Genomic DNA, 26,192 nt, shown 5'->3' with positions numbered 1-26,192 from the left:
TTCCTTTTGATGTCGATTTGTTTAATGAGTATTGGGTGAGTCACTTGCCTCAAGCTGTTTGCTTGCTGGCTTGGAAGTAACTTTACGGGCTAGATAAAAAAGGGACAATTCCCTAAAATCGAGAATAATTGATTCTAAAAAAGGGACAATCGTGGATCGGATCGAATGCATGCGCGCCTTTGTCGTGACGGTTGGCGAGAACGGCTTCGCAGCTGCCGCTCGCGCGATGGACGTGCCGCGATCAAAGGTGAGTAAACAGATTCAGGCGTTGGAGGAAGCAATCGGCGTGCAATTGCTGCAGCGCACCACGCGCAGCCTGCACTTGACCGAGGCTGGCGCCGAGTATTTCGAGGCGGCGCGGGAGGTGTTGTCCGCGCTGGACGAGGCCGAGCAGCGCGCTCGAGACGGCATCGGCGAGCTACGTGGGGTGTTGCGGGTGAATGCGCCGATGTCGTTCGGCCTGCATCGCCTTGGACGGTTGATTCCGCTGTTCCATGAGCAGCATCCGAACATCGAGCTTCAACTGGTGCTCAGCGATCAACAGGTCGATCCAGTGCGTGGCGGCTTCGATGTGACGATTCGCATCGCCAGCATGCCAGACTCGACCATGATCGCCCGGCAACTGGCACCGGCACCGCGGATCATGGTGGCCTCCCCCGCCTATCTGGCGCGTGCAGGCATACCGCGGACCCCGCAAGACTTGCGCGCGCATCAATGCCTGAATTACGGGTATCTGCAAAGCGGCGTGAGCCTGCAGTTGTGCAATGGCAAGGAGACGCAACGGGTCAACGTTTCCGGCCCGTTGCACGCCAACAACGGCGACTTGCTCGCTCAGGCCGCCGAAGCCGGGATGGGCATCGCCCTGCTGCCTGATTTCATTGTGGAAGACGCGTTGGCGGCAGGCCGGCTGGTGCCGGTGCTGTGCGAGTGGCAGGCACCAGCGATTACCATCAACGCGGTTTACCCTTCCTCGCGTCGCGTACCGCAAAAGACCCGGGCGTTTATTGAGTTTCTGGTGACGCAGTTGGCGCCGAATTAACCCGGTTTAGTGTGCAATGACGGGTTGGCGTACACCCAACCGGCTGATCCACACCGCCGCCAGAATGACCGATCCACCCAACAACAACCGCCCCAACTCTTCATGCTGATTCCAGATCAGCAAATTGATCAGCAACCCCACCGGCACATGCAGATTATTCATCACCGCCAGCGTCCCGCCATTCACCAGGCACGCGCCCTTGTTCCACCAGTACAAGCCCAGCGCGGTCGAGACCAGTCCGAGGAACAGCAGCACGCCCCATTGCAGCGGCGCTTCGGGCAGGAAGTTCTGTTTGCCGAACAGCAGAAATGCCGGCAACGCCACCGCCAATGCGCCCAGATAGAAGTAGCCGAATCGCCGGTAATGCGGCAGATCGCTCGGATGGCGGGCCACCAGATGTTTATAGAGCACCTGCCCGGCGGCATAGGTGAAGTTGGCCAGTTGCAGCAACAAAAAGCCCATGAAGAAGTCCGGATTGATCCGGTCGTAGCGAATCACTGCCGCACCCGCCACGGCCACCAATGCCGCGATCAAGGCCCACGGATTGAAGCGCCGGTTCAGCGCGTCTTCGATCAGGGTCACGTGCAGCGGCGTGAGGATGGTGAACAGCAACACCTCCGGCACCGTCAGCACGCGGAAGCTCAAATACAAACAGACATAGGTCACACCGAACTGCAGCGCGCCGATCAACAACATCCCGCGCATGAATGCCGGCTCGACCGAACGCCAGCGTGTCAGCGGAATGAACACCAGCCCCGCCAGCAGCACTCGCACCAGCACCGCGAAGTAGCTGTCGACATGACCGGCCAGGTACTCGCCGATCAAACTGAAGGAAAACGCCTGGATCAGCGTGACAAAAAGTAGATAGCCCATGCTCGCCTCGTTTTGAATGGCGGCGACGATAGCGGTTTTTGCCCGTTATCGCGAACGGTCGGCCAACAACAAGCCCGTTCCCACAGGATCAGCGCCCACTAAATCCCAGGCAAAAAAAAGCCCGATCTCGCTAAAGCGTTCAATCGGGCTAGAGCACTCAGGAGCAATAAGTGCAAAGGGAGGTTCGATGCGCGTGCAGGCTTGAAGGGTTGCGCCAGGTCACTAGACCATCCAGCGATTATCTGGCGATTAACGACTCAGGCGACCTGAGCAAGCTTGGCGTTGGCCTGGTTCAGGCCTTTCTCCTGGAAGTCGCCGCCCAGGTTCATGCCTTCGGCGTGAATGAACGTGACGTCGTGGATGCCGATGAAGCCCATGACTTGACGCAGGTAAGGTTCCTGATGATCCGCGGTGCTGCCGGCGTAGATCCCGCCGCGAGCGGTCAGCACGTAGGCGCGCTTGCCGCTGAGCAAACCTTGCGGGCCGGTTTCGGTGTATTTGAAGGTCACGCCGGCACGCAGCACATGGTCGAGCCAGGCTTTAAGGGTGCTCGGAATCGCGAAGTTGTACATGGGCGCTGCCATCATCAGCACGTCGGCGGCCAGCAGTTCGTCGGTCAATTGGTTGGAGCGTTCCAGCGAGGCCTGTTCGATCTCGTTGCGTTGTTCGACAGGTTTCATCCAGCCGCCCAGCAGGTTGATGTCCAGGTGCGGCACCGGGTTGACGGCCAGGTCACGGACGGTGATCTGGTCGGCCGGGTGTGCGGCTTTCCACTGGCTGATGAAGGTCTGGGTCAGCTGGCGGGAAACCGAGTCTTGCTGACGGGCGCTGCTTTCGATGATCAGAACGCGGGACATGGGATGTAGCCTCCATCTGAGAATGCTGTAGGTCGATGGAGTGAAGGTTAAACAGAGTCATATCGATGAAAAAGCGCAAATAACTGCTATAAAGCATCGATAAATTCGTTTATAAGCGAAGCATGCCCAGCCGACGTGCTCCGCTTGAGGTCATTTCGGGGTGCAAGTCAGGTCGATACGCAGCTTGATGATGGTGCGGGTGAACTTGGCCGTGGCGTTTTTGTGTTTGCCGGCGGGTACGTCGATCTTGCGGGTGCGTGGCGCTTCCGGGCCGTTATTGAAAACCACTTTGCAAGTGACGTCGGTGTCGCCGTAGTTGTTGACCTGAATGGAGCCGATGTCGGCGTCCGTGTCGTAGGCGTTGTAGTCGACCTTCAAACCGTTGAGCTGTTTATTGACATCGATCGGATAGGCAAACGCAGTCAGAGGCAACATCGCCAACACCGCACACCCCGCCATCACACAACAGATTTTTTTCATTCGGCAGTCTCCAATAAGAACTGCCAGCTTAGGACAAGAGGAGCTCAACATGAAAGCGCCCCGCGTGACCCTTGATCAATGGCGAACGTTGCAGGCCGTGGTCGATCACGGCGGTTTCGCCCAGGCCGCCGAAGTGCTGCACCGTTCGCAATCGTCGGTCAGCTACACCGTAGCGCGCATGCAGGACCAACTCGGCGTACCGCTGTTGCGCATCGATGGCCGTAAAGCGGTGCTCACCGAGGCCGGCGGCGTGCTGCTGCGCCGCTCCCGGCAACTGGTGAAACAGGCCAGCCAACTGGAAGACCTGGCCCACCACATGGAACAAGGCTGGGAAGCGGAGGTGCGACTGGTGGTCGACGCCGCGTACCCGAGCGCCCGCCTCGTCCGCGCCTTGACCGCGTTCATGCCGCAAAGTCGTGGCTGCCGGGTGCGGCTGCGCGAAGAAGTGTTATCGGGGGTGGAAGAAGTATTGCTCGAAGGCGTGGCCGATCTGGCCATCACCAGTTTCAGTATTCCCGGCTACCTGGGCGCGGAGCTGAGCGATGTCGAATTCATCGCGGTCGCCCACCCCGAACATGCCCTGCATCGTCTGAATCGCGAGCTGAGCTTCCAGGACCTGGAAAGCCAGATGCAAGTGGTGATCCGCGACTCCGGCCGTCAGCAACCGCGAGATGTCGGCTGGCTCGGTGCCGAACAGCGCTGGACCGTCGGCAGCCTGGCCACTGCCGCGACCTTCGTCAGCAGCGGTCTGGGCTTCGCCTGGCTACCCCGGCACATGATCGAGCGCGAACTCAAAGAAGGCACGCTCAAAGTGCTACCGTTGGATCAGGGCGGAAGCCGCAACCCGAGTTTCTATCTGTATTCGAACAAGGACAAACCCTTGGGCCCGGCCACGCAGATTCTCATCGAACTGCTGCGCACCTTTGACACCGCGCCGCTGGATGCGCCCTTCGCCGCGCCCGAACAAGCCTGACACGGAGTGTACCCATGGCCTATTTCGAACATGAAGGTTGCAACCTGCACTATGAGGAATATGGCCACGGCACTCCGTTGCTGCTGGTTCACGGGTTGGGCTCCAGCACCCAGGACTGGGAAATGCAGATCCCGGCGCTCGCCGCCCACCATCGGGTGATCGTGCCGGATGTGCGCGGCCACGGGCGCTCCGACAAACCCCGCGAGCGCTACAGCATCGCCGGGTTCAGCGCCGACCTGATCGCGCTGATCGAACACTTGAACCTTGGCCCTGCACATCTTGTGGGGCTTTCGATGGGTGGCATGATCGCTTTTCAACTGGCGGTGGACCAGCCGCAACTGCTCAAGAGCCTGTGCATCGTCAACAGCGCGCCCGAGGTCAAACGGCGCAGCCGCAACGACTATTGGCAGTGGTTCAAACGCTGGAGCCTGATGCGCGTGCTGAGCATGGGCACCATCGGCAAGGCCCTGGGCGCCAAACTGTTTCCCAAGCCGGAACAAGCTTCGTTACGACAAAAAATAGCGGCGCGCTGGGCAAGAAACGACAAACATGCTTATCTCGCCAGCTTCGATGCCATCGTTGGCTGGGGGGTTCAGGAACGACTTTCCAGGGTTTCGTGTCCAACCCTCGTCGTCAGCGCCGACCGTGACTACACCCCGGTCTCGGTGAAAGAAGACTATGTAAAATTGCTGCCCGATGCGCGGCTGGTGGTGATCGCCGATTCGCGCCACGCCACCCCGCTGGATCAACCCGAACGCTTCAACCAAACGCTGCTCGAGTTTCTCACCGCAGTCGACACCACCACTCAGGATCACTGACCCATGCTGAAAAAAATCGCCCTCGTCGCCGGCTCCGTTCTGTTTGCCGCCAACCTGATGGCCGCCACGCCGGCCAAGGCACCGCACGTGCTGCTGGAGACCACCAACGGCCAGATCGAAATCGAACTGGACCCGGTCAAGGCGCCGATCAGTACCAAGAACTTCCTTGAGTACGTCGACAGTGGCTTCTACAACAACACGATTTTTCACCGTGTGATTCCAGGTTTCATGGCTCAGGGCGGTGGTTTCACTGCACAGATGCAACAGAAGGAAACCAAGGCACCGATCAAAAACGAAGCCAGCAACGGCCTGCATAACGTGCGTGGCACGCTGTCGATGGCGCGTACTTCGAACCCGGATTCGGCCACCAGCCAGTTCTTCATCAACGTGGCCGACAACGCCTTCCTCGATCCGGGTCGCGACGCCGGTTACGCCGTCTTCGCCAAAGTGGTCAAGGGCATGGACGTGGTGGACATCATCGTCAACTCTCAGACCACCACCAAACAAGGCATGCAGAACGTGCCTGTCGACCCGGTGCTGATCAAGTCGGCCAAGCGCATCGACTGAGTACACCGGCAGTCTTGAGCGGTGGCCGGCCGATATCCGGCGCCGCTCATATCGTTTAAAGGAGAGCCCGTACGCGGGCGGAGAACCGATGCTTTATCGCCGTTTCGAAAAACTGATCGACATTTTCCGCGACGCCCCGACGGCGGCTCCACCGAGCCGGGTTCTCTCTTTCTATACCTACTACCTCAAGCAGGTCTGGCCAATCTTCGCCGTTTTGTTGGTCGTCGGCCTGTTCGGCGCGCTGATCGAAGTGGCGCTGTTCAGCTACCTGAGTCGCATCATCGACCTGACCCAGAGCACATCCAACGTCGACTTCTTCAAGGTCCACGGCGTGGAATTGGCCTGGATGGCGGCGGTAGCGCTGATCCTGCGCCCCTTGTTCCTCGCCCTGCATGACATGCTGGTGCACCAGACCTTGAGTCCCGGCATGACCAGCCTGATCCGCTGGCAGAACCACAGTTACGTGCTCAAACAGAGCCTGAATTTCTTCCAGAACGACTTCGCCGGGCGCATCGCCCAACGCATCATGCAAACCGGCAACTCCCTGCGCGATTCTGCCGTGCAAGCGGTGGATGCGCTGTGGCACGTGCTGATCTACGCGATCAGCTCGCTGGTGCTGTTCGCCGAAGCCGACTGGCGCCTGATGATCCCGCTGCTGATCTGGATCGCTGCCTACATCGGCGCGCTCTACTACTTCGTGCCGCGGGTGAAGGAGCGTTCGGTGGTGTCTTCCGATGCACGCTCCAAACTCATGGGGCGGATCGTCGACGGCTACACCAACATCACAACCCTCAAGCTGTTCGCCCACACCAACTTCGAACAGCAGTACGCCCGCGAAGCCATCGCGGAACAAACCGAAAAAGCCCAACTGGCCGGCCGCGTGGTCACCAGCATGGACGTGGTCATCACCAGCATGAACGGCCTCTTGATCGTCGGCACCACCGGGCTGGCCCTGTGGCTGTGGACGCAGTCGCTGATCAGCGTGGGCGCGATTGCCTTGGCCACCGGGCTGGTGATCCGCATCGTCAACATGTCCGGCTGGATCATGTGGGTGGTCAACGGCATTTTCGAAAACATCGGCATGGTCCAGGACGGTTTGCAGACCATCGCCCAACCGGTCAGCGTCACCGACCGCGAACAGGCAAAACCCTTGGCGGTGGCCCGTGGCGAGGTGCGTTTCGAACACGTCGATTTCCACTACGGCAAGAAGAGCGGGATCATCGGCGACCTCAACCTGACCATCAAGCCCGGCGAAAAAATCGGCCTGATTGGCCCCTCCGGCGCCGGCAAATCGACGTTGGTCAACCTGCTGCTGCGCCTGTATGACGTGCAGGGCGGGCGGATCCTCATCGACGGCCAGAACATCGCCGAAGTCGGGCAGGAAAGCCTGCGCGAACGCATCGGCATGATCACCCAGGACACCTCTCTGCTGCACCGCTCGATCCGCGACAATTTGCTGTATGGCAAACCCGACGCCACCGACGCCGAACTCTGGGAAGCGGTGCACAAGGCCCGTGCCGACGAGTTCATCCCGCTGCTGTCGGACTCCGAAGGCCGCACCGGTTTCGATGCCCATGTCGGTGAGCGCGGGGTGAAACTCTCCGGTGGCCAGCGTCAGCGGATTGCCATCGCCCGGGTGCTGCTCAAGGACGCGCCGATCCTGATCATGGACGAAGCGACCTCGGCGCTGGACTCGGAAGTCGAAGCAGCAATCCAGGAAAGCCTCGAAACCCTGATGCAGGGCAAAACCGTGATCGCTATCGCTCACCGTCTCTCGACCATTGCCCGGATGGATCGGTTGGTGGTGCTGGAAAACGGCAAGATCGCCGAAACCGGCAGCCACGCCGAACTGCTGGCCCATGGCGGCTTGTATGCACGGTTGTGGCAGCACCAGACCGGCGGGTTTGTCGGGATCGATTGAGCCGCGATCTTGGCGCCATCAGCCACACAGAAGAACACCAGAAACCGCCAGAACCCGCAAACCACGGGCTCTGGCGGTTTTTATGGTCACTGGAATTCCGTAAAAACCCTGCTGTACTCAGCCAGAGTACTGGAGATGGTTCTGTAGTCCATCTACCGGATGCACAACGACAGTGTTATCTCGATAGGGAAACTCGCTATGTCTTTGTTCAAACGTTCGGCTACAGAATTGGTAGGTACGTTCTGGCTGGTATTGGGGGGTTGCGGCAGTGCGGTTCTGGCGGCAGCGTTTCCAAACGTGGGGATCGGTTTACTCGGGGTGTCCCTGGCATTCGGTTTGACGGTACTGACGATGGCCTTCGCCATCGGCCACATCTCGGGTTGTCATCTAAACCCTGCGGTTTCGGTCGGACTGGTCGTCGGCGGACGCTTCCCTGCCAAAGAACTGCCCGCCTACATCATCGCCCAGGTGATTGGCGGGATCATCGCAGCGGCCTTGCTGTACTTCATCGCCAGTGGCAAACCCGGCTTCGAACTGGCCAGCGGCCTGGCGTCCAATGGCTACGGCGAACACTCGCCAGGTGGCTACTCGATGGCGGCGGGGTTTGTCAGTGAACTGGTGATGACCGCCATGTTCATCCTGATCATTCTCGGCGCCACCGATAAACGCGCCCCGGCCGGGCTGGCGCCCATCGCCATCGGCCTGGCGCTGACCCTGATCCATCTGATCTCGATTCCGGTCACCAACACCTCGGTCAACCCGGCCCGCAGTACGGGTCCGGCGCTGATTGTCGGTGGTTGGGCGATTCAACAACTGTGGCTGTTCTGGCTGGCGCCGATTCTGGGGGCGGTCATCGGTGGTGTGATGTACCGCTGGCTGGGCAAAGAAGACAGTTAATCTGCGCGACTGAGCCTGCAATCAACGGCGAAGATCAACCTTGTCGGTAAGGCAAGGCGGTCTTCGCCTCTTCTGCATACCCCAGCACCCCGACGCGTTCGCGCTCGAGGAAGTCTTTCACCGCCGACTTCAAGCCCGGATGGCGCAGGTAATGCCAGGAATGGGTGATCACCGGTTCAAAGCCACGAATCAGTTTGTGTTCGCCCTGAGCGCCGGCGTCGAAACGCTGAAAGCCGTTGGCAATGGCGTAATCCATACCCTGATAGAAACAGGTCTCGAAGTGCAGGCGATCGAACTCCGCCAGGCAACCCCAGTAACGGCCATAAAAGCTGTCGCCGCCGACCAGGCTGAAGGCCATGGCCACCGGCCGTGAGCCTTGTTTGGCCAGCACCACGCGAATCGACTCCGGCATGCGCTCGGCCAACAGACTGAAGAATTCCCGCGTCAGGTAAGGCGTCTGCCGACGCACCGCGTAGGTATTGGCGTAGCAGGCGTACACGAAGTCCCACTGCGCCTGGGTCAGCTGCCGGCCTTCCAGCCATTCGAAGTCGATGCCCTGCCCCGCCACTTGCTCACGCTCCTTGCGCATTTGCTTGCGCTTACGCGAACTGAGGGCGTCGAGGAAATCCTGAAAGTCCCGATAACCTCGATTCTGCCAGTGGTACTGACAGCCAATGCGCTGCAACCAGCCTGGCTGTTCGGCCAATGCGGCGTCGGTGAACGGATCGGTGAAATTGATATGGGCGCTGGAAAGTTTTTCTATCTCCAGATAACCCGGCAGGCTCTGCAAGAGTTCGAAACCGTCCTCGATCGTCGCCGCCAGTAATCGCGGCCCGCTGACCGGACTGAACGGCACCGCCGTCAACAGTTTGGGGTAGTAGTCGATGCCAGCGCGCTCACAGGCATCGGCCCAGGCATGGTCGAACACGTATTCGCCGTAGGAGTGCCATTTGCGGTAACTGGGCAGCGCGGCGATCAGGCGCTCGCCTTCGACATGCAGCAGATGCTCGGGCTGCCAGCCGGAATGCGGGCCCAGGCTGCCGCTGTCTTCCAGTGAGCCGAGGAACGCATGGCGCAGAAACGGCTGATTCTCCGGCACCAGGGCATCCCAGGTACGGGCTGCGATTTGCGACAGTGTATGCAGACGTTGCAGCGGCATTTTCCTCTCCACATCTTGGCGTGACAGCTCCGCGAGTATCGCCGATCGCAGAGCCATCCACACGCGTCAATCCGATACAAGGCTCTGAATCGGGCATTTCGGAAACGTTTGTATCGTCATCGACCTGCCATCACTTCGCCACTGACCTGTCATAAACCATCGCGATACTGGCGCCTGTTTTTAGAGCGCCGGGTTCTACCCGGCCACTGTTTTCCGACCTTCAACCGTCGGTTGTGTCCAGGATGGTTCAGCCATCCCTCTCATCTTCGGAGATTGCTATGCGTCTTGCTTCCACGAAAACTGCGGCGGCCTTGTGTGGTGGCCTGCTGCTGGCCATGAGTGTTCCGGCCAGTGCCGCAGTCGACGCCAAACTGCTCGACATGCTCAAGGCTAACGGTTCTATTTCCCAGGCGCAGTACGTTGAACTGCAAGCCGAACTGGCCAAGGATCAGAAGGCTCAGCAAATCGCGCAGCAGGCGCAGCAAGAGACCAACGAACAAATAGCGGTCGCCGCGAAGAAAGCCAACGAGTTGAGCGCCTTCGACCAGAAACTGGCCTGGGCCGCCAAGACCCAGTTCAAGGGCGACGTTCGCGTACGCCAGGAAACGGTCAAGATCGACGGCGAACCCAACAACGGTGGCCGTGACAAGGATCGTCAACGCATCCGCGCCCGTCTGGGTGCCTACAGCGAAATCAACCCGCAAGTGGACACCGGCATCCGCATTGCCACCGGCGGCGGTGACGATGCTCGCTCGACCAACCAGGACATGGACAACTACTTCGACAAGAAGCAGATCTGGCTGGATCTGGGCTACATCGACTACCACCCGGACGCCATCAAAAACCTGCATGTGATCGGCGGCAAGATGCTGCAACCGTGGGTCAGCATGGGTGATGTGATCTGGGACAGTGACATCAACCCGGAAGGTCTGGCAGTGACCTACAAATACCCGCTGGGCAGCAGTGCCGAACTGTTCGGTAGCCTGGGCAACTACAACCTCAAGGACAACGTCGACGGCGAAGGCGTGCAATTTCGTCACGATCTGCGTCTGACCGCCGGCCAGTTGGGCAGCCGTTTCGCCATCACCGACAACCTGAAACTGACCGTCGGCGGCAGCGTCTATGCCTACCAGAACGACGAAGACAGCCGTTGCACCGGCACCTCCACGCCGTGCGCCCTGGCCGTCAACGGCAACTCTGCCAACAACGAGTTCCGCCTGTATGAAGGTTTCAGCCAGGTCGATATCGGCGGCTTGCCGATGCCGCTGTCGTTCTACGGCCAATATGTGAAGAACAACGATGCCGTGACCGATCAGGACACTGCCTGGCTGGTCGGTGCCAAGTCGAAAGTCTTCGGCCTCAACCTCGACTACAACTACCGCGACGTGCAGCGTAACGCCGTGGTCGGCGCCTTCACCGACTCGGACTTCGCCAACGGCACCACCGGTTCTCGCGGTCACAAGTTCAAAGTCGGTTACGACATCGACAAGAACTTCGCCCTCGGCGCCACTTACTTCCTGACTAAAGCCGACTTCTCCAGCCGTACCCAGCGCGATGCCAACACCAACACGCTGCAACTGGACGCGGAAGCGAAGTTCTAAGCTGCGAAGCAACACACTTCAAACGATGCGGTTTACATCCGGTCGTGTCGTTTGAAGAGGTTCAACAGTCTGGCGCGGGGCAACGATCCCCATCATCCGTTCGTTTCACCCGCGCCGGCCTGTGCTTTTCTTCAGGAGCGATCTTTGCGCCGCTGCGCCGCCAGCCGCTCAGCCAGCGCCTCCACATCCTCGACCGGCTTCTGCGGCATCACCCGCAAGGTCGCCTGCATCAACCGCATCTGCCGAATGAAACGCCGACAATTGGGGCAAAACATCAAGTGATGCCGCATCATCAGACGCTCGCGAAAACTCAACTGGCCATCGAGATAATCACTGGAGCGCGCCACTTGTTCCTTACAGGTCAGCATTCGCCGGTTTCCTCAAAATGTTCTACGGTCGCAAAGACCTTCAACCGTGCCCGATGCAGCAGCACACGAACATTGGAGAGCGAGATTTCCAGAAGATTACAGATCTCCTCCAACTCCAGCCCCTGTCGCTCGCGCAACAGTAAAACACTGCTTTGCAGTTCCGACAGGCTGAGCAGCGTGTGCTCCAGGCATTCGCGCAGTTCGTTTTCAGTCAACAGTGCCTCTGGCGTGTCCTGATGCCAGGCAAACGGCGCCACCAGCCAATGACCATCGCTCGATGAAAAACGATCATCATCGATCGTGCCATGGGGCGACGGCAGGTCATCGAGCAACACTTCCCGGCGGTTTTGCTTGTAGCGGCTCTTGGCCGAGTTGGCGGTGATGGTCAGCAGCCAGGTCTTGAGGCTCGAACGTCCCTCGAATCCGCTCAGGTTACGCACAACCGATAGCCAGGCATCCTGAACGATTTCGTCGGCATGCCGGTTGCCCACAATAGCGTAGGCCACCGCACGCATGGCGTTCTGATAGGTGCTGACCAACTCTTTGAAAGCCTTTTGTTCACCTGCCAGCAAGCGCTCAAGCAGTTGCGCGTCGTCAGCCGCCATTAACAACCCCCTTGTTCTGACCTCGAAAATGAAAACAGCAGGACTTCGCTTGTAGGCATCGTCCTGCTGGAATTTCCGAAAATTACAGCCTTCCGACTATTTCGAATGTAGGAAAAGTCATCACAAGCCAGAGGAAAGAACAACAACCCCTTCGATCAACGTTTGCGCAGAATCACGCTGCCAATCGAGTAACCAGCGCCGAACGAGCTGAGTACGGCCAGTGAACCGCTGACCAGATCGTCCTGATTCTTGTGGAACGAAATCACCGAACCGGCGGAGCTGGTGTTGGCGTAGGTGTCGAGAATCACCGGGGCTTCTGCTTCAGTGGCTTCGCGGCCCAGCAGCTTCTTGACGATCAGGTGGTTCATGCTGAGGTTGGCCTGGTGCAGCCAGAAACGCTTCACGTCACTGACGTTGAGCTGGTTTTCTTCCAGGTGCGTGGCGATCAGCTCGGCAACCATCGGGCAGACATCGCGGAACACCTTGCGGCCTTCCTGGACGAACAGCTTGTCGGGGGCACCGATGCCCTCTTCCGCGGCGCGGTTGAGGAAGCCGAAGTTGTTGCGGATGTTGTTGGAGAACTTGGTCAGCAGTTTGGTGCTGACCACGTCGAACTGGTACTTGGAGGTCGCCAGATCGGCGCGCTCGATGATCACCGCGGTGGCGGCGTCGCCGAAGATGAAGTGGCTGTCGCGGTCGCGGAAATTCAGGTGACCGGTGCAGACTTCCGGGTTGACCATCAGGATCGCCCGGGCCTGGCCCAGTTGCACGCTGTTGGCGGCGGCCTGGATGCCGAAGGTTGCCGAGGAGCACGCCACGTTCATGTCGTAACCGAAACCCTGGATACCCAGCGCTTCCTGAACTTCGATGGCGATGGCCGGGTAGGCGCGTTGCAGGTTGGAGCAGGCGACGATCACACCATCGATGTCAGCGGCGGTCTTGCCGGCACGCTGCAAGGCTTGCTCGGCCGCGCCAATGGCCATCTGGCACAGCACCGACCACTCGTCGTTGGAGCGCTCGGGCAAGCGTGGCGCCATGCGTTGCGGGTCGAGGATGCCCTCTTTGTCCATGACAAAGCGGCTTTTGATGCCGGAGGCTTTTTCGATAAACGCTGCGCTGGATTCGGTCAATGCCTGGATTTCGCCGCGCGCAATGGCCTCGGCGTTGTCGGCGTTGAACTGCGCGACGTAAGCGTTGAAAGACTGCACCAGCTCTTCGTTGGAGATGCTGTTGGCCGGGGTGTACAGGCCGGTGCCGCTGATGACGACGTTATGCATGGTCGTTTCTCTAATCCGTTCAGGCAGAAAGCGCTGGCACCGACGTACCAACACACAAAGGGTCTATTCCAGGTTCCGGACGCAAACCTGGCATCGCTTTATTCCGATCCGCCTGGGCCCGTGGAGGCTGAAAACCGCGGGGCCGGCGTTTATAGGCGCGAAGTTTGCCATAAACGCTGGCTTTTGGCGCCTTTTGCTGAGTCGAACTCATACCCGCACCCACAGGGTTCAGGGCTCGACTTGTGTCCATTGCTTGCTCAAGCGCTTGTCGGAGATCGGCACCTTGGTTCCCAATTGCTGTGCGAACAGCGAAACCCGGTATTCCTCCAGCCACCAGCGATAAAGCTCCAGCTGCGGATCGCGCTTGCCTTCCTGGGCGTGTTTGTTGGCGCGGGTCTGGTATTGGGTCCAGAGGCCAGACAATTCTCCGCTCCAGACCCGGTCCTTCTGCACCTGGGCACCGAGTTTCTCGAAACGCTGCTCGACGGCCTTGAGGTAACGCGGCAGTTCCTTGAGCCACGGCATCGGCGTTTCCCGCACGAACCCCGGGTACACCAGATGGCTGAGCTGCTGCTTGATGTCGTTCAAGGCCACGGCTTGCGCCAGGTCGATCTTGCCCTTGAAGCGTTTTTGCAGGCCGTGCCAGTGCTTGAGAATCTCCAGGGTCAGCCTGGCCAGACGCTCGGCGTGCTCGGTCCAGGCACCGCGCTTGCGTTCGGCCAGGGACGCCAGTGCGGCGCCATCGCGTGGCAACGGGTCTTCGCCATCGAGGATGCAACTGTCCAGACTGGCCAGCAGAATGTCTTCCACCAGACTGTCGATGCGCCCCAGTTCGCGGTACATCAGGCCCAACTCGGTCAGCCCCGGCAACTTGCCGCGCAAGAACTTCGCCGGCTCCGCCAGTTGTTGCATCAGCAAGCGCTGCAAGGCCCGGCGATGCTGGAACTCGGCTTCGGCCGGGGTCGAGAAACGTCCTTCCTTGACCGTCCCGGCCTCTTCCACCAGCGCCGGATACACCGTCATCGACAGTCCGGCGATCTTCTGTTGGGTTTTCTCGGCGACGGCGGCAAAGACTTTCGCCTCCACCGGTTGCTGGCTTTTCGCGGTTTGCGGCACGGCCAAGGCGGCCTGGCTGGCCTCGGCAAAGCGCGCGGTCAACTCCGCCAGATCACGCCCTTCGCCAAGGAACTTGCCCTGGCCGTCGACGATTTCCAAGTTCATCCGCAAATGGCTTTCGACCTGCTGCGACGCTTCGGCCCAGGCCTCATCGCTGACCCGTGCGCCGGTCATGCGCAATAACTCGCGGCCCAGCGCCAGAGGCAATGAGCCCTCGCCAAAAGTCATGCGCTGCATCGCGGCTTTGACGAAATCCGGCACCGGCACGAAATTCTTGCGCAGGGCCTTGGGCAGGTTGCGCACCAGCGCAATGCACTTGGCTTCGATCACCCCCGGCACCAGCCATTCCAGACGTTCCGGCGGCAGCATCGGCAACAGCGGCGCGGGCACGCGCAAGGTCACGCCGTCACGCGGATGGTTGGGTTCAAAGTGATAACTCAGCGCCAGTTCCAGGTCGCCGATGTGCAGGGTGTCGGGGTAATGCGCGGCGGTGACTTCACTGGCTTCGCGGGCCAGCACGTCTTCTTCGCGCATGATCAGCAGCTGCGGGTCTTTCTGGCTGTTGATCCGGTACCAACTGTCGAAGGTCGCGGTCTGGTGGATCTCCGCCGGCAAGCGCGCATCGTAGAAGGCGAACAGGGTTTCTTCGTCGGCCAGAATGTCCCGGCGACGCGCCTTGGCTTCCAGTTCGTCGAGCTGTTCCAGCAGTTGCTTGTTGGCCGTCAGGCACTTGGCTTTTGATTGAATCTCACCACGCACCAAGGCTTCGCGGATAAACAACTCGCGGGACACCACCGGGTCGACCGGACCGTAATGCACCGGCCGGCGTCCGACTACGATCAGCCCGAACAAGGTGATTTGCTCGAAGGCTACGACCTGCCCACGCCTCTTCTCCCAATGGGGTTCGAAGTGATTTTTCTTGATCAGGTGCCCGGCTAGCGGCTCGATCCAGTCGGCGTCGATCTTGGCGACCATCCGCGCGTACAGCTTGGTGGTTTCTACCAGTTCGGCGGTCATCAGCCATTGCGGGCGTTTCTTGCCCAGGCCCGACGACGGGTGAATCCAGAAGCGTCGCTGACGGGCACCGAGGTAATCGCCGTCTTCTGTTTTCTGGCCGATCTGGCTGAGCAAACCCGAGAGCACGGCTTTGTGCAGCTTAGGGTAATCCGCCGGCTCTTTGTTGAGGCTCAGCTGCATGTCGCGGCAGATCAGGCTCAACTGGCGATGGGAATCGCGCCACTCGCGCAGGCGCAAGTAATTGAGGAAGTTCTTGCGGCACCAGTTGCGCAGCGGACTGGCCGTCAACGCTTGGCGCTGTTCTTCAAAACCTCGCCACAGATTGACCAGCCCGGCGAAGTCCGAGTCCACGTCTTTCCACTGGGCGTGGGCCTGATCGGCGGCTTGCTGACGCTCCGGCGGACGCTCGCGCGGGTCCTGGATCGACATGGCGCTGGCGACAATCAGCACTTCCTGCAAGCTGCCGAGCTTGGCCGCTTCCAGCAGCATGCGGCCCATGCGCGGGTCCACCGGCAGCCGCGCCAGTTGCCGGCCGAGCGGGGTCAGCTGGCTGTTGCGATCCACCGCCGAGAGTTCTTGCAGCAGGTTGAAACCGTCGCTGATGGCCTTGCCATCCGGCGGTTCGATAAACGGGAAATCAGTGATCTCGCCGAGGCGCAGATGGAGCATCTGCAGAATCACCGCCGCGAGGTTGGTCCGCAGGATTTCCGGGTCGGTGAATTCCGGGCGACCGATGAAATCTTCTTCGCTGTACAAGCGCACGCAAATCCCTGGCTCGACCCGCCCACAGCGACCTTTACGCTGGTTGGCACTGGCCTGGGAAATCGCTTCGATCGGCAAACGCTGGACCTTGGCGCGGTAGCTGTAACGACTGATGCGCGCGGTGCCGCTGTCGATCACGTAACGAATGCCCGGCACCGTCAGCGAGGTTTCCGCAACGTTGGTCGCCAGAACCACTCGACGCCCCGGATGCGACTGGAAAATCCGCTGCTGTTCGGCCGGCGACAACCGCGCATACAACGGCAGAATCTCAGTGTGCTTGAGCTGAGCCTTGCGCAGCATGTCCGCCGCGTCACGAATCTCGCGCTCGCCGGGCAGGAACACCAGCACGTCGCCGGGGCTCTTGCGCTCACTGCGTTCGAACGCGGCGATTTCGTCGAGGGTCGCCAGGATCGCCTGATCCACGGTCAGGTCATCCTCGACGCGGTTGCCCTCCTCGTCCTGCTCCAGGGTCAGCGGGCGATACCAGGTTTCCACCGGGAAGGTGCGGCCGGAGACTTCGACAATCGGCGCGTCATCGAAGTGTTTGGAGAAACGCTCCAGGTCGATGGTGGCCGAGGTGATGATGACCTTAAGGTCCGGGCGACGGGGTAGCAGGGTTTTCAGGTAACCGAGCAAAAAGTCGATGTTCAGGCTGCGTTCGTGGGCTTCGTCGACGATGATCGTGTCGTAGCGTTCGAGGTAGCGGTCGTTCTGGGTTTCCGCCAGCAGGATGCCGTCGGTCATCAGTTTGATCAGGGTGTTGGCATCGCTCTGGTCCTCGAACCGCACCTGATAGCCGACCAGCGCACCCAACGGTGTCGCCAGCTCTTCGGCGACCCGGCTCGCCACGCTGCGGGCGGCGATTCGACGCGGCTGGGTATGGCCGATCAGACCGTGCTGGCCGCGGCCGATTTCCAGGCAGATCTTCGGCAACTGGGTGGTTTTACCCGAACCGGTTTCGCCGGCAATGATCAGCACCTGATGCTTTTGCAGCGCCGCTTTGATTTCGTCGCGCTTGGCGGCGATCGGCAGGCTGTCGTCGTAACGAATCACCGGCAGGCTGGCGCGCCGCGCCAACACCTGATCACAGGACGCTTGTGTGCGCGTCACCCACTGGGCCAGCTTGGCCTCGTCAGGTTTCTTGCGCAGCTCAAGCAACTGCCGCCGCAGCCGGTGGCGGTCGGCGAGCATGGCGTGATCGAGGTTTTTCAGCAGTTTGTCGATGGAAGGCGATTCGTCAGTCATCAGGTACGCAAAAGTCGTCTAGTGGCGCAGGAGGCGGATTGTCGCAGATTTAAGGGACAAGCGAGATCCCCCGTAGCAGCTGTCGAGCCCCAGCGAGGCTGCTACGGGGTCGTGAGAGTCCGACTACTCGTTATCCAGGCCCTTGCGCCGATACGGAAACACATCAATCACCTTCCCCGCCCGAATCGCTTCCTGCAGCCCCTTCCAGTAATCGGCGTTGTACAGCTCGCCGTGCAACTGATCGAACAACTTTCGCTGCCCGGAATCGGCAAACAGGAACGGTGGAAACTCCTCGGGGAACACGTCCAGTGGCCCGATCGAGTACCACGGTTCGGAGGCCATTTCGTCTTCCGGTGTGCGCGGTTGCGGGATGTGGCGGAAGTTGGCTTCGGTCAGGAAGCAAATTTCGTCGTAGTCATAAAACACCACGCGACCATGACGGGTGACGCCAAAGTTTTTCAGCAGCATGTCGCCGGGGAAAATGTTCGCCGCCGCCAGTTGCTTGATCGCCAGGCCATAATCTTCCAGCGCCTCGCGCACCTGCGCCTCGTTGGCGTGTTCCAGATAAAGGTTCAACGGCGTCATCCGGCGTTCGGTCCAGCAGTGACGGATCAGCACCGTATCGCCTTCCACCGACACCGTGGACGGCGCCACTTCAAGCAACTCCTCCAGGCATGCCGGTTCGAACTTGCTCAACGGGAAACGGAAGTCGGCGAACTCCTGGGTGTCGGCCATGCGCCCGACCCGGTCGACGCTTTTTACCAGGCGATACTTTTCGATCACGGTGGCGCGGTCGACGTTTTTCGACGGTGAGAAGCGGTCCTTGATGATTTTGAATACGGTATTGAAGCCCGGCAGCGTAAACACGCTCATGACCATCCCGCGCACGCCGGGGGCCATGATGAACTGGTCGTCGGTGTTGGCCAGGTGATTGATCAGCGCCCGGTAGAACTCGGACTTGCCATGCTTGTAGAAGCCGATCGAGGTGTAAAGCTCGGCGATGTGTTTGCCTGGCAGGATGCGTTTGAGAAATCCGATGAACTCCGCCGGTACCGGCACATCGACCATGAAATACGAACGGGTGAAGGAGAAGATGATCGACACCTCCGCCTCGTCGGTGATCAGTGCATCGATCTGGATGCCCCGGCCTTCGCGGTGCAGCAGCGGAATCACCAGTGGCCATTGATCGTCCTGGGTGAAGATGCGCCCCACCAGATAGGCGCCCTTGTTGCGGTAAAGCACCGAGGAAAACAGCTCGACACTCAGCTCCGGGTCCTTGCAGACCCAATCCGGCAGGCTCTCGCGCAATTGTGCTTCGAGGCGGCGCAGGTCGCCGGGCAAATCGGCGTAGTCCTCGCTGAAGCGATAGTCGGTAAAAATACTCGCGAGCATGCCGGACAACTGGCCATGGGGCTTGTAGGTGCGGGTTTGCGCCGCCCGGGCGCGGCGCAGGCTTGGCCGCGTGGTGTGGATGAACATGCAGCCGTCGCTGATCAGGTCGTGGCTGAACAGCCCGCAGAAAATCGAGTTGTACCAGGTCTCGGACAGTTCATCGTCAAAGCGCAGGTCGATCAGGCTGATATAGGCACTTTTGACCAGCGGCCAGCTGCTGACGTCCAACAGCACATCGGCGGCGAACGACTGATGCAGGCGCCCGACCGTTTCGCCGACTTTCTCTTCGTAGAGGTTGATCCGCGCCGCCGACGCGACTTGTGTCGCCTGCCACTGGGCCTGCTCGAAGCGAGCTCGAGCGCCGTCGGTGATCTGACGGAAATGCTCGCGGTAATCGTCAAAGCCATCGAGGATCATTCGGGCGATGTCGGCGGCTGGCCATTGCTGCGGCATGGTGAAACCTCTGCGGCTGTTCTTATCGTTGGAGCCTGAGCTTAGTGGCCCCGTGTGACGCAACGCAACCATTGCCTTGTACCCCGACTGGCGCGACACTTGCGCGCCAATCAAGGAAGGAAAGTGCTGTGAACCCCGTCAATATCCTGCGTTTGTTGTCACTTGCCGCCATTTGGGGGGCGAGCTTTCTGTTCATGCGCGTGATTGCCCCAGTGATTGGCACAATCCCCACTGCTTTTTTTCGCGTATCGATTGCCGCCGTCGGGCTGCTGGTAATCCTTGGGCTGATGCGCATCAGCTGGGATTTCAAAGGCAAACTCAAGACGGTGATGCTGCTCGGGATGATCAACTCCGGGATTCCAGCAACCCTCTACTCCGTGGCCGCCCAAGTGTTGCCGGCCGGTTACTCGGCGATTTTCAATGCCACCACGCCGTTGATGGGGGTGTTGATCGGCGGCTTGTTCTTCCATGAAAAACTGACCGCCGCCAAGCTTGGCGGGGTGTTCCTCGGGCTGTTCGGCGTTGGCATCCTGACCCGTGCAGGCCCGGTGGCGTTCGATATGGAACTGCTGATGGGCGCATTGGCGTGCCTGATGGCCACCACCTGTTATGGCTTTGCCGGGTTCCTCGCCCGACGCTGGCTCGACCACGCCGGCGGCCTCGACAGTCGCCTTTCGGCCTTGGGCAGCATGCTCGGCGCGACGTTGTTGTTGCTGCCACTGTTTGGCTACAGCGTGATCAGCCAGCCACCGGCGAGCTGGGGCGGCTGGAGTGTCTGGTTGTCGTTGCTGGGATTGGGCTTGGGCTGCACCGCGTTTGCCTACATCGTTTACTTCCGTTTGCTCAGCTCGATCGGCCCGGTGAAGTCGATGACCGTGACCTTCATGATCCCGCCGTTCGGGGTATTGTGGGGGGCGCTGTTGCTGGATGAGCCGCTGTCGATGGCCCACCTGTATGGCGGGGTGTTGATTGCGGTGGCGTTGTGGCTGGTGTTGAAGCCGGCGGTGGTGAAGCCGGTTGAGGTGGTTGCCCGATAAAACGCCTTCGCAGGCAAGTCGGATCACCTAAAAGGCCCGGAGCTCATGAGCAAGCGCGCATAAAAAAACCGCTCCCAAGGAGCGGTTTTTTCATTCCATGGTCGGCCTCAACCGAACAACCAATACCCCAACAACGTCAACACCACCACCGCCAGCACCGGTCGCAGCACGCGATAGGCCTTGGGGTTGCGGCGCTTCCACTGCTTGACCACACCGCTGAATTTGTCGCTGAAGCTCTTGCTCCAGGCATAGGCCTGGTTGATCCCGCCAACGCGCTCATCGTCAAGGTTCTGCGGCGCAGTAGCACGCCCCAGCCAGCCGCTGATCCAGCGGTTGATGCGGGTCATCAGGCGGTTGCTCAAGGGGCGTTCGATGTCGCAGAACAGGATGACGCGGGTTTGCTCGGTTTCGTTCTTGACCCAGTGCACGTAGGTTTCATCGAACATCACGTCTTCGCCATCACGCCAGGCGTAGACCTGACCGTCAACGAAGATGCGGCAATCGTCGGAGTTTGGCGTCGACAACCCCAGGTGATAACGCAGGGAGCCGGCGAACGGGTCACGGTGCGGGTTGAGGTGGCTACCGCCCGGCAACAGGGCAAACATCGCGCCTTTCACATTGGGGATGCGGCTGACCAGCTCGACGGTTTTCGGGCAGAGCAATTCGGCCGACGGCAGCGGTTTGTCGTACCACTTGAGGTAAAAACGCTTCCAGCCCTTCTTGAAAAACGAACCGAAACCGGCGTCGTTGTTCTTTTCGGCGGCGCGAATGTAGCCCTCGTCGAACAGGTGCATGGCTTCGTCGCGGATAACTTCCCAGTTGTCCTTGAGCACGTCGAGCTCCGGGAACTTGCTGCGGTCCAGATAGGGCTTGGATGGCACACCGGAGAACAGGTACATCAAGGCGTTATAGGGCGCGAACAGGGCCGAGTGATTGACGAACTGACGCAGGACCGGCAAACGCGCCTTGCCACGCAAATGCACATAGAGCGTGCTGCCGAGGAACAGCAGCAACACCGACGCCTTCGCGACAAAGGAAAAGCTCATCTACGACTCCTTGAGAATAGGAAACTCCGCACAACGCCTTTTACCCGACGTGGCAGTCGGCCATGATAAACACTACCGGCCTCGGGAAAAACCCGTATTACTCAACATTCAGTGTTAAGGATTGTGCAATAAAGCACTTCTTAACATAGGGTTCCTGAACGGGGGCTGACCTGAATCAACCCCTGATCGGCTTCAAAACAGCCATAAAATCTTATTGCTGATTTTCCTGTTCGGTAAACAAGTCACTGAACAGCATGCTCGACAGGTAGCGTTCGCCAGAGTCGGGCAGGATCACCACGATGGTCTTGCCCTGCATTTCCGGGGTTTCGGCCAGGCGTACGGCCACCGCCATGGCGGCGCCGCAAGAGATGCCGCTCAAAATCCCTTCTTCTTGCATCAGGCGCAGGGCCATCGCCTTGGATTCGTCGTCGCTGACCAATTCCACCCGGTCGACCATCGACAGGTCCAGGTTCTTCGGCACAAAACCAGCGCCGATGCCCTGGATCTTGTGGGGGCTCGGTTTGATCTCTTCCCCGGCGATCGCCTGGGTGATCACCGGGGACACCATTGGCTCCACTGCCACCGAGAGAATCGGTTTGCCCTGGGTATTCTTGATATACCGCGAAACCCCGGTGATGGTTCCACCCGTTCCGACACCCGCCACCAGCACGTCGACTGCACCGTCGGTGTCGTTCCAGATTTCCGGGCCGGTGGTTTTTTCGTGGATGGCCGGGTTGGCCGGGTTTTCGAACTGCCCCGGCATGAAGTAAGTGGACGGATCACTGGCGAGGATTTCGGCGGCTTTCTCGATCGCGCCTTTCATGCCCTTGGCCGGCTCCGTCAACACCAGTTCGGCGCCAAGGGCCTTGAGCACCTTGCGTCGTTCGATGCTCATGGACGCGGGCATGGTCAACATCAACCGATAACCACGCGCGGCGGCAACGAATGCCAGGCCGATACCGGTATTACCCGAGGTCGGTTCGATGATGGTCATGCCGGGCTTGAGTTTACCGCTGCTTTCAGCATCCCAGATCATGTTCGCGCCGATGCGGCACTTGACCGAATAACCGGGGTTGCGCCCTTCGATCTTGGCCAGAATGGTGACACCGCGCGGGGCGATACGGTTGATCTGCACCAGCGGCGTATTGCCGATGGAGTGGGCGTTGTCAGCATAGATACGGCTCATGGCTGGGTCCTTATACCGCGTTGAATTAGCCCACCAAGGTATGCCTGTTGCTCGAGGTCGTCCAGTCAATCGAACGTCCGGTTAGCACAGCAGTCAATCGCTTTATACCGCCAGAGATTTGCTGCCATGAAGCGTCGATACAGTTGGCCTCTGTGGACCCTCGCCGGCCTCTTTATATTGCTGGTTGCCCTGCACATCGCCCTGCCCTATCTGGTGCGTGACTACCTGAATGAGCGATTGGCCAACATGGGTGACTACCGCGGGCAGATTGCCGACGTGGATTTGGCCCTGTGGCGTGGCGCGTACAAAATCAACGGGCTGAAAATCGTCAAGGTCGAGGGCAAGGTCCCGGTGCCGTTCGTCAACGCGCCATTGATCGACCTCTCCGTCAGCTGGCACTCGCTCTGGTACGACCACGCCGTGGTGGCCAAGGCGCAGTTCGACAAACCCGAGGTGAACTTCGTCGATGGTGGCGCCAACAAGAAAAACTCCCAGACTGGCCAGGGCACCGACTGGCGGGCACAGTTGGAAAAATTGCTGCCGATTACCCTGAACGAAGTGCGGATCAACGATGGCCGGGTCACCTTTCACAACTTCAATTCAAAACCGCCCGTGAACCTGAACGCTACTCAGGTGAATGCCAGCATTTACAACCTGACCAATGTGGTCGACACCAAAGGCAAACGCGATGCCCGTTTTGATGGCAAGGCGCTGTTACCGGGGAATGCACCGCTGGAAACAACGGCAACGTTCGATCCGCTGAGCAATTTCGAAGACTTCGAGTTCCGCCTGCGCGCCAGGGACCTTGAACTCAAACGCCTGAACGACTTCGCTTCGGCCTACGGTAAGTTCGACTTCAATGCCGGCCATGGCGACGTGGTCATCGAGGCCAAAGCCAATAAGGGTCAACTCACCGGCTACATCAAGCCACTGTTGCGGGACGTCGAAGTGTTCAATTGGCAACAGGACGTGGAGAACAAAGACAAAGGGATTTTTCGTTCCATTTGGGAAGCACTCGTCGGCGGCACCCAGAATGTATTGAAGAACCAGGCGAAAAACCAATTCGCCACTCGCGTCGAACTCAAGGGCAACGTGCATCAGCGGAATATCAGCGCGTTCGAGGCGTTTTTACAGATTTTACGCAACGGTTTCATCCAGGCGTTCAATGCCCAGTACGAACGACCCAAACCGGATGCGGGATGAGTCACGAAGTGACGCCCCATTCAGAGACTGAATAACCCGTCTGCGTTCACAGTCGACCGGGCAGCGCGTTATAGTCGGGCACTACAACTATTGCGCCCCGCCCTGTTCCGTTCAGGTCGGCGTTACCGTTCGAGGATTAGCAGATGAAGTTCGAAGGCACTCAGGCCTACGTCGCCACCGATGACCTGAAGCTGGCGGTCAACGCCGCTATCACCCTGGAGCGGCCACTGCTGGTCAAGGGCGAGCCAGGCACCGGCAAGACCATGCTCGCAGAGCAACTGGCCGAGTCCTTCGGCGCCAAGTTGATTACCTGGCACATCAAGTCCACCACCAAGGCGCATCAAGGCCTGTACGAGTACGACGCGGTCAGTCGCCTGCGGGATTCGCAACTGGGCGTGGACAAAGTCCACGACGTTCGCAACTACCTGAAAAAGGGCAAGCTCTGGGAGGCTTTCGAGTCCGAAGAGCGGGTGATTCTGCTGATCGACGAAATCGACAAGGCCGACATCGAGTTCCCCAACGACTTGCTGCAAGAACTCGACAGGATGGAGTTCTACGTTTACGAGATCGACGAGACCATCAAAGCCAAGAAGCGCCCGATCATCATCATTACCTCAAACAACGAGAAAGAGCTGCCGGACGCCTTCCTGCGCCGCTGCTTCTTCCACTACATCGCTTTCCCTGATCGCGTCACGCTGCAGAAGATCGTCGACGTGCACTACCCGGACATCAAGAAAGACCTGGTCAGCGAAGCGCTGGACGTGTTCTTCGACGTGCGCAAAGTGCCGGGCCTGAAGAAGAAGCCCTCGACCTCCGAACTGGTGGACTGGCTGAAACTGCTGATGGCCGACAACATCGGCGAAGCGGTGCTGCGCGAACGCGATCCGACCAAGGCTATTCCGCCGCTGGCAGGCGCCTTGGTGAAGAACGAACAGGACGTGCAATTGCTTGAACGTCTGGCGTTCATGAGCCGTCGCGGCACTCGCTAAGTACCAATAAGGGCGATCGCCATGCTGCTCAATCTGTTCAACGAAATGCGCGCAGCCAAGGTGCCGGTCTCGGTGCGTGAGCTGCTGGACCTGATCAACGCGCTGAAACAACGCGTGACCTTCGCCGACATGGACGAGTTTTATTACTTGTCGCGGGCGATCCTGGTGAAGGACGAACGGCATTTCGACAAGTTCGACCGGGCGTTCGGTGCCTACTTCAACGGTCTGGAAAAGCTCGACGATCACCTTCAGGCGTTGATCCCCGAAGACTGGCTGCGCAAGGAATTCGAACGCTCCCTGACCGACGAAGAGCGGGCCGCGATCCAGTCCCTCGGTGGCCTGGACAAGCTGATCGAAGAGTTCAAGAAGCGCCTGGAAGAACAGAAGGAACGCCATGCCGGCGGCAACAAATGGATCGGCACCGGCGGCACCAGCCCGTTCGGCTCCGGCGGTTTCAATCCGGAAGGCATTCGGGTCGGCGATGCCGGTAAGCGCCAGGGCAAGGCGGTGAAAGTCTGGGATCAGCGCGAGTACAAGAACCTCGACGATTCGGTGGAACTGGGCACGCGCAACATCAAGGTCGCCCTGCGTCGCTTGCGTAAATTCGCCCGTCAGGGCGCGGCGGAAGAACTGGACATCGACGGCACCATCGACCACACCGCGCGCGATGCCGGGTTGTTGAACATCCAGATGCGTCCGGAGCGGCGCAACACCGTCAAGCTGTTGCTGCTGTTCGACATCGGTGGCTCGATGGACGCCCACGTGAAGATCTGCGAAGAGTTGTTCTCGGCCTGCAAGACCGAGTTCAAGCATCTGGAGTACTTCTACTTCCACAACTTCATTTATGAATCGGTGTGGAAGAACAACATGCGCCGCACCTCCGAGCGCACCGCCACCCAGGACTTGCTGCACAAGTACGGCGCCGACTACAAAGTGATCTTCATCGGCGACGCCGCCATGGCGCCCTATGAAATCACCCAGGCCGGCGGCAGTGTCGAGCACTGGAACGAAGAAGCCGGTTATGTGTGGATGCAGCGCTTCAAGGAAAAATACAAGAAGCTCATCTGGATCAACCCGTACCCGAAAGACACCTGGGGCTACACCTCGTCGACCAACATCGTGCGGGATTTGATCGATGATCAGATGTACCCGCTGACGTTGCGGGGGTTGGAGGAAGGGATGCGGTTTTTGTCCAAATAAAGTTTGTTGTTGTCTGTAATCGATCGTTCCCACGCGCAGCAAAGGAATGCAACCAAGGACGCTCCGCGTCCCCAAAGCGGACGCGGAGCGTCCGGTGAGGCATTCCTTTGC

Annotated in this window: 22 protein-coding genes; 11 read left to right on the top strand and 11 right to left on the bottom strand. The window is 59.6% G+C overall.

Features of this window, described 5'->3' with window-relative positions:
• The first annotated feature begins 151 nt into the window (after positions 1 to 151).
• Positions 152 to 1,039, top strand: coding sequence for a LysR family transcriptional regulator (locus PSH69_RS07050; protein ID WP_305411496.1), 888 nt, complete (start codon positions 152 to 154; stop codon positions 1,037 to 1,039).
• A gap of 6 nt (positions 1,040 to 1,045) precedes the next feature.
• Here PSH69_RS07050 and PSH69_RS07045 read toward each other — a convergent pair whose 3' ends face one another.
• The 3 genes from PSH69_RS07045 to PSH69_RS07035 form a co-directional block, all read right to left on the bottom strand.
• Positions 1,046 to 1,912 carry a carboxylate/amino acid/amine transporter gene (locus tag PSH69_RS07045; protein ID WP_019580786.1) on the bottom strand — a complete coding sequence of 289 codons (867 nt, stop codon included), beginning with the start codon at positions 1,910 to 1,912 and terminating at the stop codon, positions 1,046 to 1,048.
• 257 nt (positions 1,913 to 2,169) lie between these two features.
• On the bottom strand, positions 2,170 to 2,769 hold the full coding sequence (locus PSH69_RS07040; protein WP_305411495.1) for an FMN-dependent NADH-azoreductase: 600 nt from the start codon (positions 2,767 to 2,769) through the stop codon (positions 2,170 to 2,172).
• Between the two features lie 150 nt (positions 2,770 to 2,919).
• Complete coding sequence (locus PSH69_RS07035; protein ID WP_007934049.1) at positions 2,920 to 3,249, bottom strand: hypothetical protein; 330 nt, start codon at positions 3,247 to 3,249, stop codon at positions 2,920 to 2,922.
• 49 nt (positions 3,250 to 3,298) lie between these two features.
• Between PSH69_RS07035 and PSH69_RS07030 the strand changes: the two genes are divergently transcribed.
• From PSH69_RS07030 to aqpZ, 5 genes are all read left to right on the top strand, one after another.
• A complete protein-coding gene (locus PSH69_RS07030) occupies positions 3,299 to 4,222 on the top strand; it encodes a LysR family transcriptional regulator (RefSeq protein ID WP_018926731.1) in 924 nt (307 codons plus the stop codon).
• Between the two features lie 14 nt (positions 4,223 to 4,236).
• Complete coding sequence (locus PSH69_RS07025) at positions 4,237 to 5,040, top strand: alpha/beta fold hydrolase (protein ID WP_305411493.1); 804 nt, start codon at positions 4,237 to 4,239, stop codon at positions 5,038 to 5,040.
• Positions 5,041 to 5,043: 3 nt separating this feature from the next.
• Positions 5,044 to 5,607 carry a peptidylprolyl isomerase A gene (locus tag PSH69_RS07020; protein ID WP_007934039.1) on the top strand — a complete coding sequence of 188 codons (564 nt, stop codon included), beginning with the start codon at positions 5,044 to 5,046 and terminating at the stop codon, positions 5,605 to 5,607.
• Between the two features lie 88 nt (positions 5,608 to 5,695).
• A complete protein-coding gene (locus PSH69_RS07015; protein ID WP_019580788.1) occupies positions 5,696 to 7,528 on the top strand; it encodes an ABC transporter ATP-binding protein in 1,833 nt (610 codons plus the stop codon).
• Between the two features lie 198 nt (positions 7,529 to 7,726).
• Positions 7,727 to 8,425, top strand: coding sequence for an aquaporin Z (gene aqpZ, locus PSH69_RS07010; protein WP_018926734.1), 699 nt, complete (start codon positions 7,727 to 7,729; stop codon positions 8,423 to 8,425).
• 34 nt (positions 8,426 to 8,459) lie between these two features.
• On the opposite strand, the gene PSH69_RS07005 is transcribed toward aqpZ, so the two are convergent.
• Entirely contained in the window at positions 8,460 to 9,584 is a 1,125-nt protein-coding gene (locus PSH69_RS07005) for a GNAT family N-acetyltransferase (protein ID WP_019648024.1), read from the bottom strand.
• Positions 9,585 to 9,862: 278 nt separating this feature from the next.
• On the opposite strand from PSH69_RS07005, the gene PSH69_RS07000 reads away from it, so the two are divergent.
• Entirely contained in the window at positions 9,863 to 11,185 is a 1,323-nt protein-coding gene (locus tag PSH69_RS07000; protein ID WP_305411492.1) for a putative porin, read from the top strand.
• A 131-nt stretch (positions 11,186 to 11,316) separates the two neighbouring features.
• Here PSH69_RS07000 and PSH69_RS06995 read toward each other — a convergent pair whose 3' ends face one another.
• The 5 genes from PSH69_RS06995 to aceK all read right to left on the bottom strand — a co-directional run bounded on the left by PSH69_RS06995 (position 11,317) and on the right by aceK (position 19,420).
• Complete coding sequence (locus PSH69_RS06995) at positions 11,317 to 11,553, bottom strand: anti-sigma factor (RefSeq protein ID WP_007934080.1); 237 nt, start codon at positions 11,551 to 11,553, stop codon at positions 11,317 to 11,319.
• Entirely contained in the window at positions 11,547 to 12,158 is a 612-nt protein-coding gene (locus PSH69_RS06990) for an RNA polymerase sigma factor (protein ID WP_096479682.1), read from the bottom strand. The genes PSH69_RS06995 and PSH69_RS06990 overlap by 7 nt, the downstream gene beginning before the upstream one ends.
• 155 nt (positions 12,159 to 12,313) lie before the next feature.
• Positions 12,314 to 13,435, bottom strand: a complete 1,122-nt coding sequence (locus tag PSH69_RS06985) for a beta-ketoacyl-ACP synthase III (protein ID WP_305411491.1) — start codon at positions 13,433 to 13,435, stop codon at positions 12,314 to 12,316.
• Positions 13,436 to 13,663: 228 nt separating this feature from the next.
• Positions 13,664 to 17,575, bottom strand: a complete 3,912-nt coding sequence (hrpA, locus tag PSH69_RS06980; protein ID WP_305411490.1) for an ATP-dependent RNA helicase HrpA — start codon at positions 17,573 to 17,575, stop codon at positions 13,664 to 13,666.
• A gap of 123 nt (positions 17,576 to 17,698) precedes the next feature.
• Positions 17,699 to 19,420 carry a bifunctional isocitrate dehydrogenase kinase/phosphatase gene (gene aceK / locus PSH69_RS06975; protein WP_305411489.1) on the bottom strand — a complete coding sequence of 574 codons (1,722 nt, stop codon included), beginning with the start codon at positions 19,418 to 19,420 and terminating at the stop codon, positions 17,699 to 17,701.
• A gap of 128 nt (positions 19,421 to 19,548) precedes the next feature.
• On the opposite strand from aceK, the gene PSH69_RS06970 reads away from it, so the two are divergent.
• Positions 19,549 to 20,457 (top strand): DMT family transporter, encoded by a 909-nt coding sequence (locus tag PSH69_RS06970; RefSeq protein ID WP_305411488.1) that lies wholly within the window; start codon positions 19,549 to 19,551, stop codon positions 20,455 to 20,457.
• A 107-nt stretch (positions 20,458 to 20,564) separates the two neighbouring features.
• Here PSH69_RS06970 and PSH69_RS06965 read toward each other — a convergent pair whose 3' ends face one another.
• The gene (locus tag PSH69_RS06965; RefSeq protein WP_305411487.1) at positions 20,565 to 21,503 is read right to left on the bottom strand and encodes an aspartyl/asparaginyl beta-hydroxylase domain-containing protein; all 939 of its coding nucleotides are present in this window, start codon (positions 21,501 to 21,503) and stop codon (positions 20,565 to 20,567) included.
• Positions 21,504 to 21,714: 211 nt separating this feature from the next.
• The gene (cysK, locus tag PSH69_RS06960; protein ID WP_018926743.1) at positions 21,715 to 22,689 is read right to left on the bottom strand and encodes a cysteine synthase A; all 975 of its coding nucleotides are present in this window, start codon (positions 22,687 to 22,689) and stop codon (positions 21,715 to 21,717) included.
• 126 nt (positions 22,690 to 22,815) lie between these two features.
• On the opposite strand from cysK, the gene PSH69_RS06955 reads away from it, so the two are divergent.
• From PSH69_RS06955 to PSH69_RS06945, 3 genes are all read left to right on the top strand, one after another.
• Complete coding sequence (locus PSH69_RS06955) at positions 22,816 to 23,892, top strand: DUF748 domain-containing protein (protein WP_305411486.1); 1,077 nt, start codon at positions 22,816 to 22,818, stop codon at positions 23,890 to 23,892.
• 143 nt (positions 23,893 to 24,035) lie between these two features.
• Complete coding sequence (locus tag PSH69_RS06950; protein ID WP_018926745.1) at positions 24,036 to 24,881, top strand: MoxR family ATPase; 846 nt, start codon at positions 24,036 to 24,038, stop codon at positions 24,879 to 24,881.
• Between the two features lie 21 nt (positions 24,882 to 24,902).
• A complete protein-coding gene (locus PSH69_RS06945) occupies positions 24,903 to 26,081 on the top strand; it encodes a VWA domain-containing protein (protein WP_007934103.1) in 1,179 nt (392 codons plus the stop codon).
• Positions 26,082 to 26,192 lie beyond the last annotated feature (111 nt).

Origin of the sequence: Pseudomonas sp. FP1740, assembly GCF_030687165.1 — a bacterium.
Lineage (GTDB): Bacteria > Pseudomonadota > Gammaproteobacteria > Pseudomonadales > Pseudomonadaceae > Aquipseudomonas.
The sequence above is the reverse complement of the archived record's forward strand: the minus strand, read 5'-3'. Positions and strand labels throughout refer to the sequence as shown.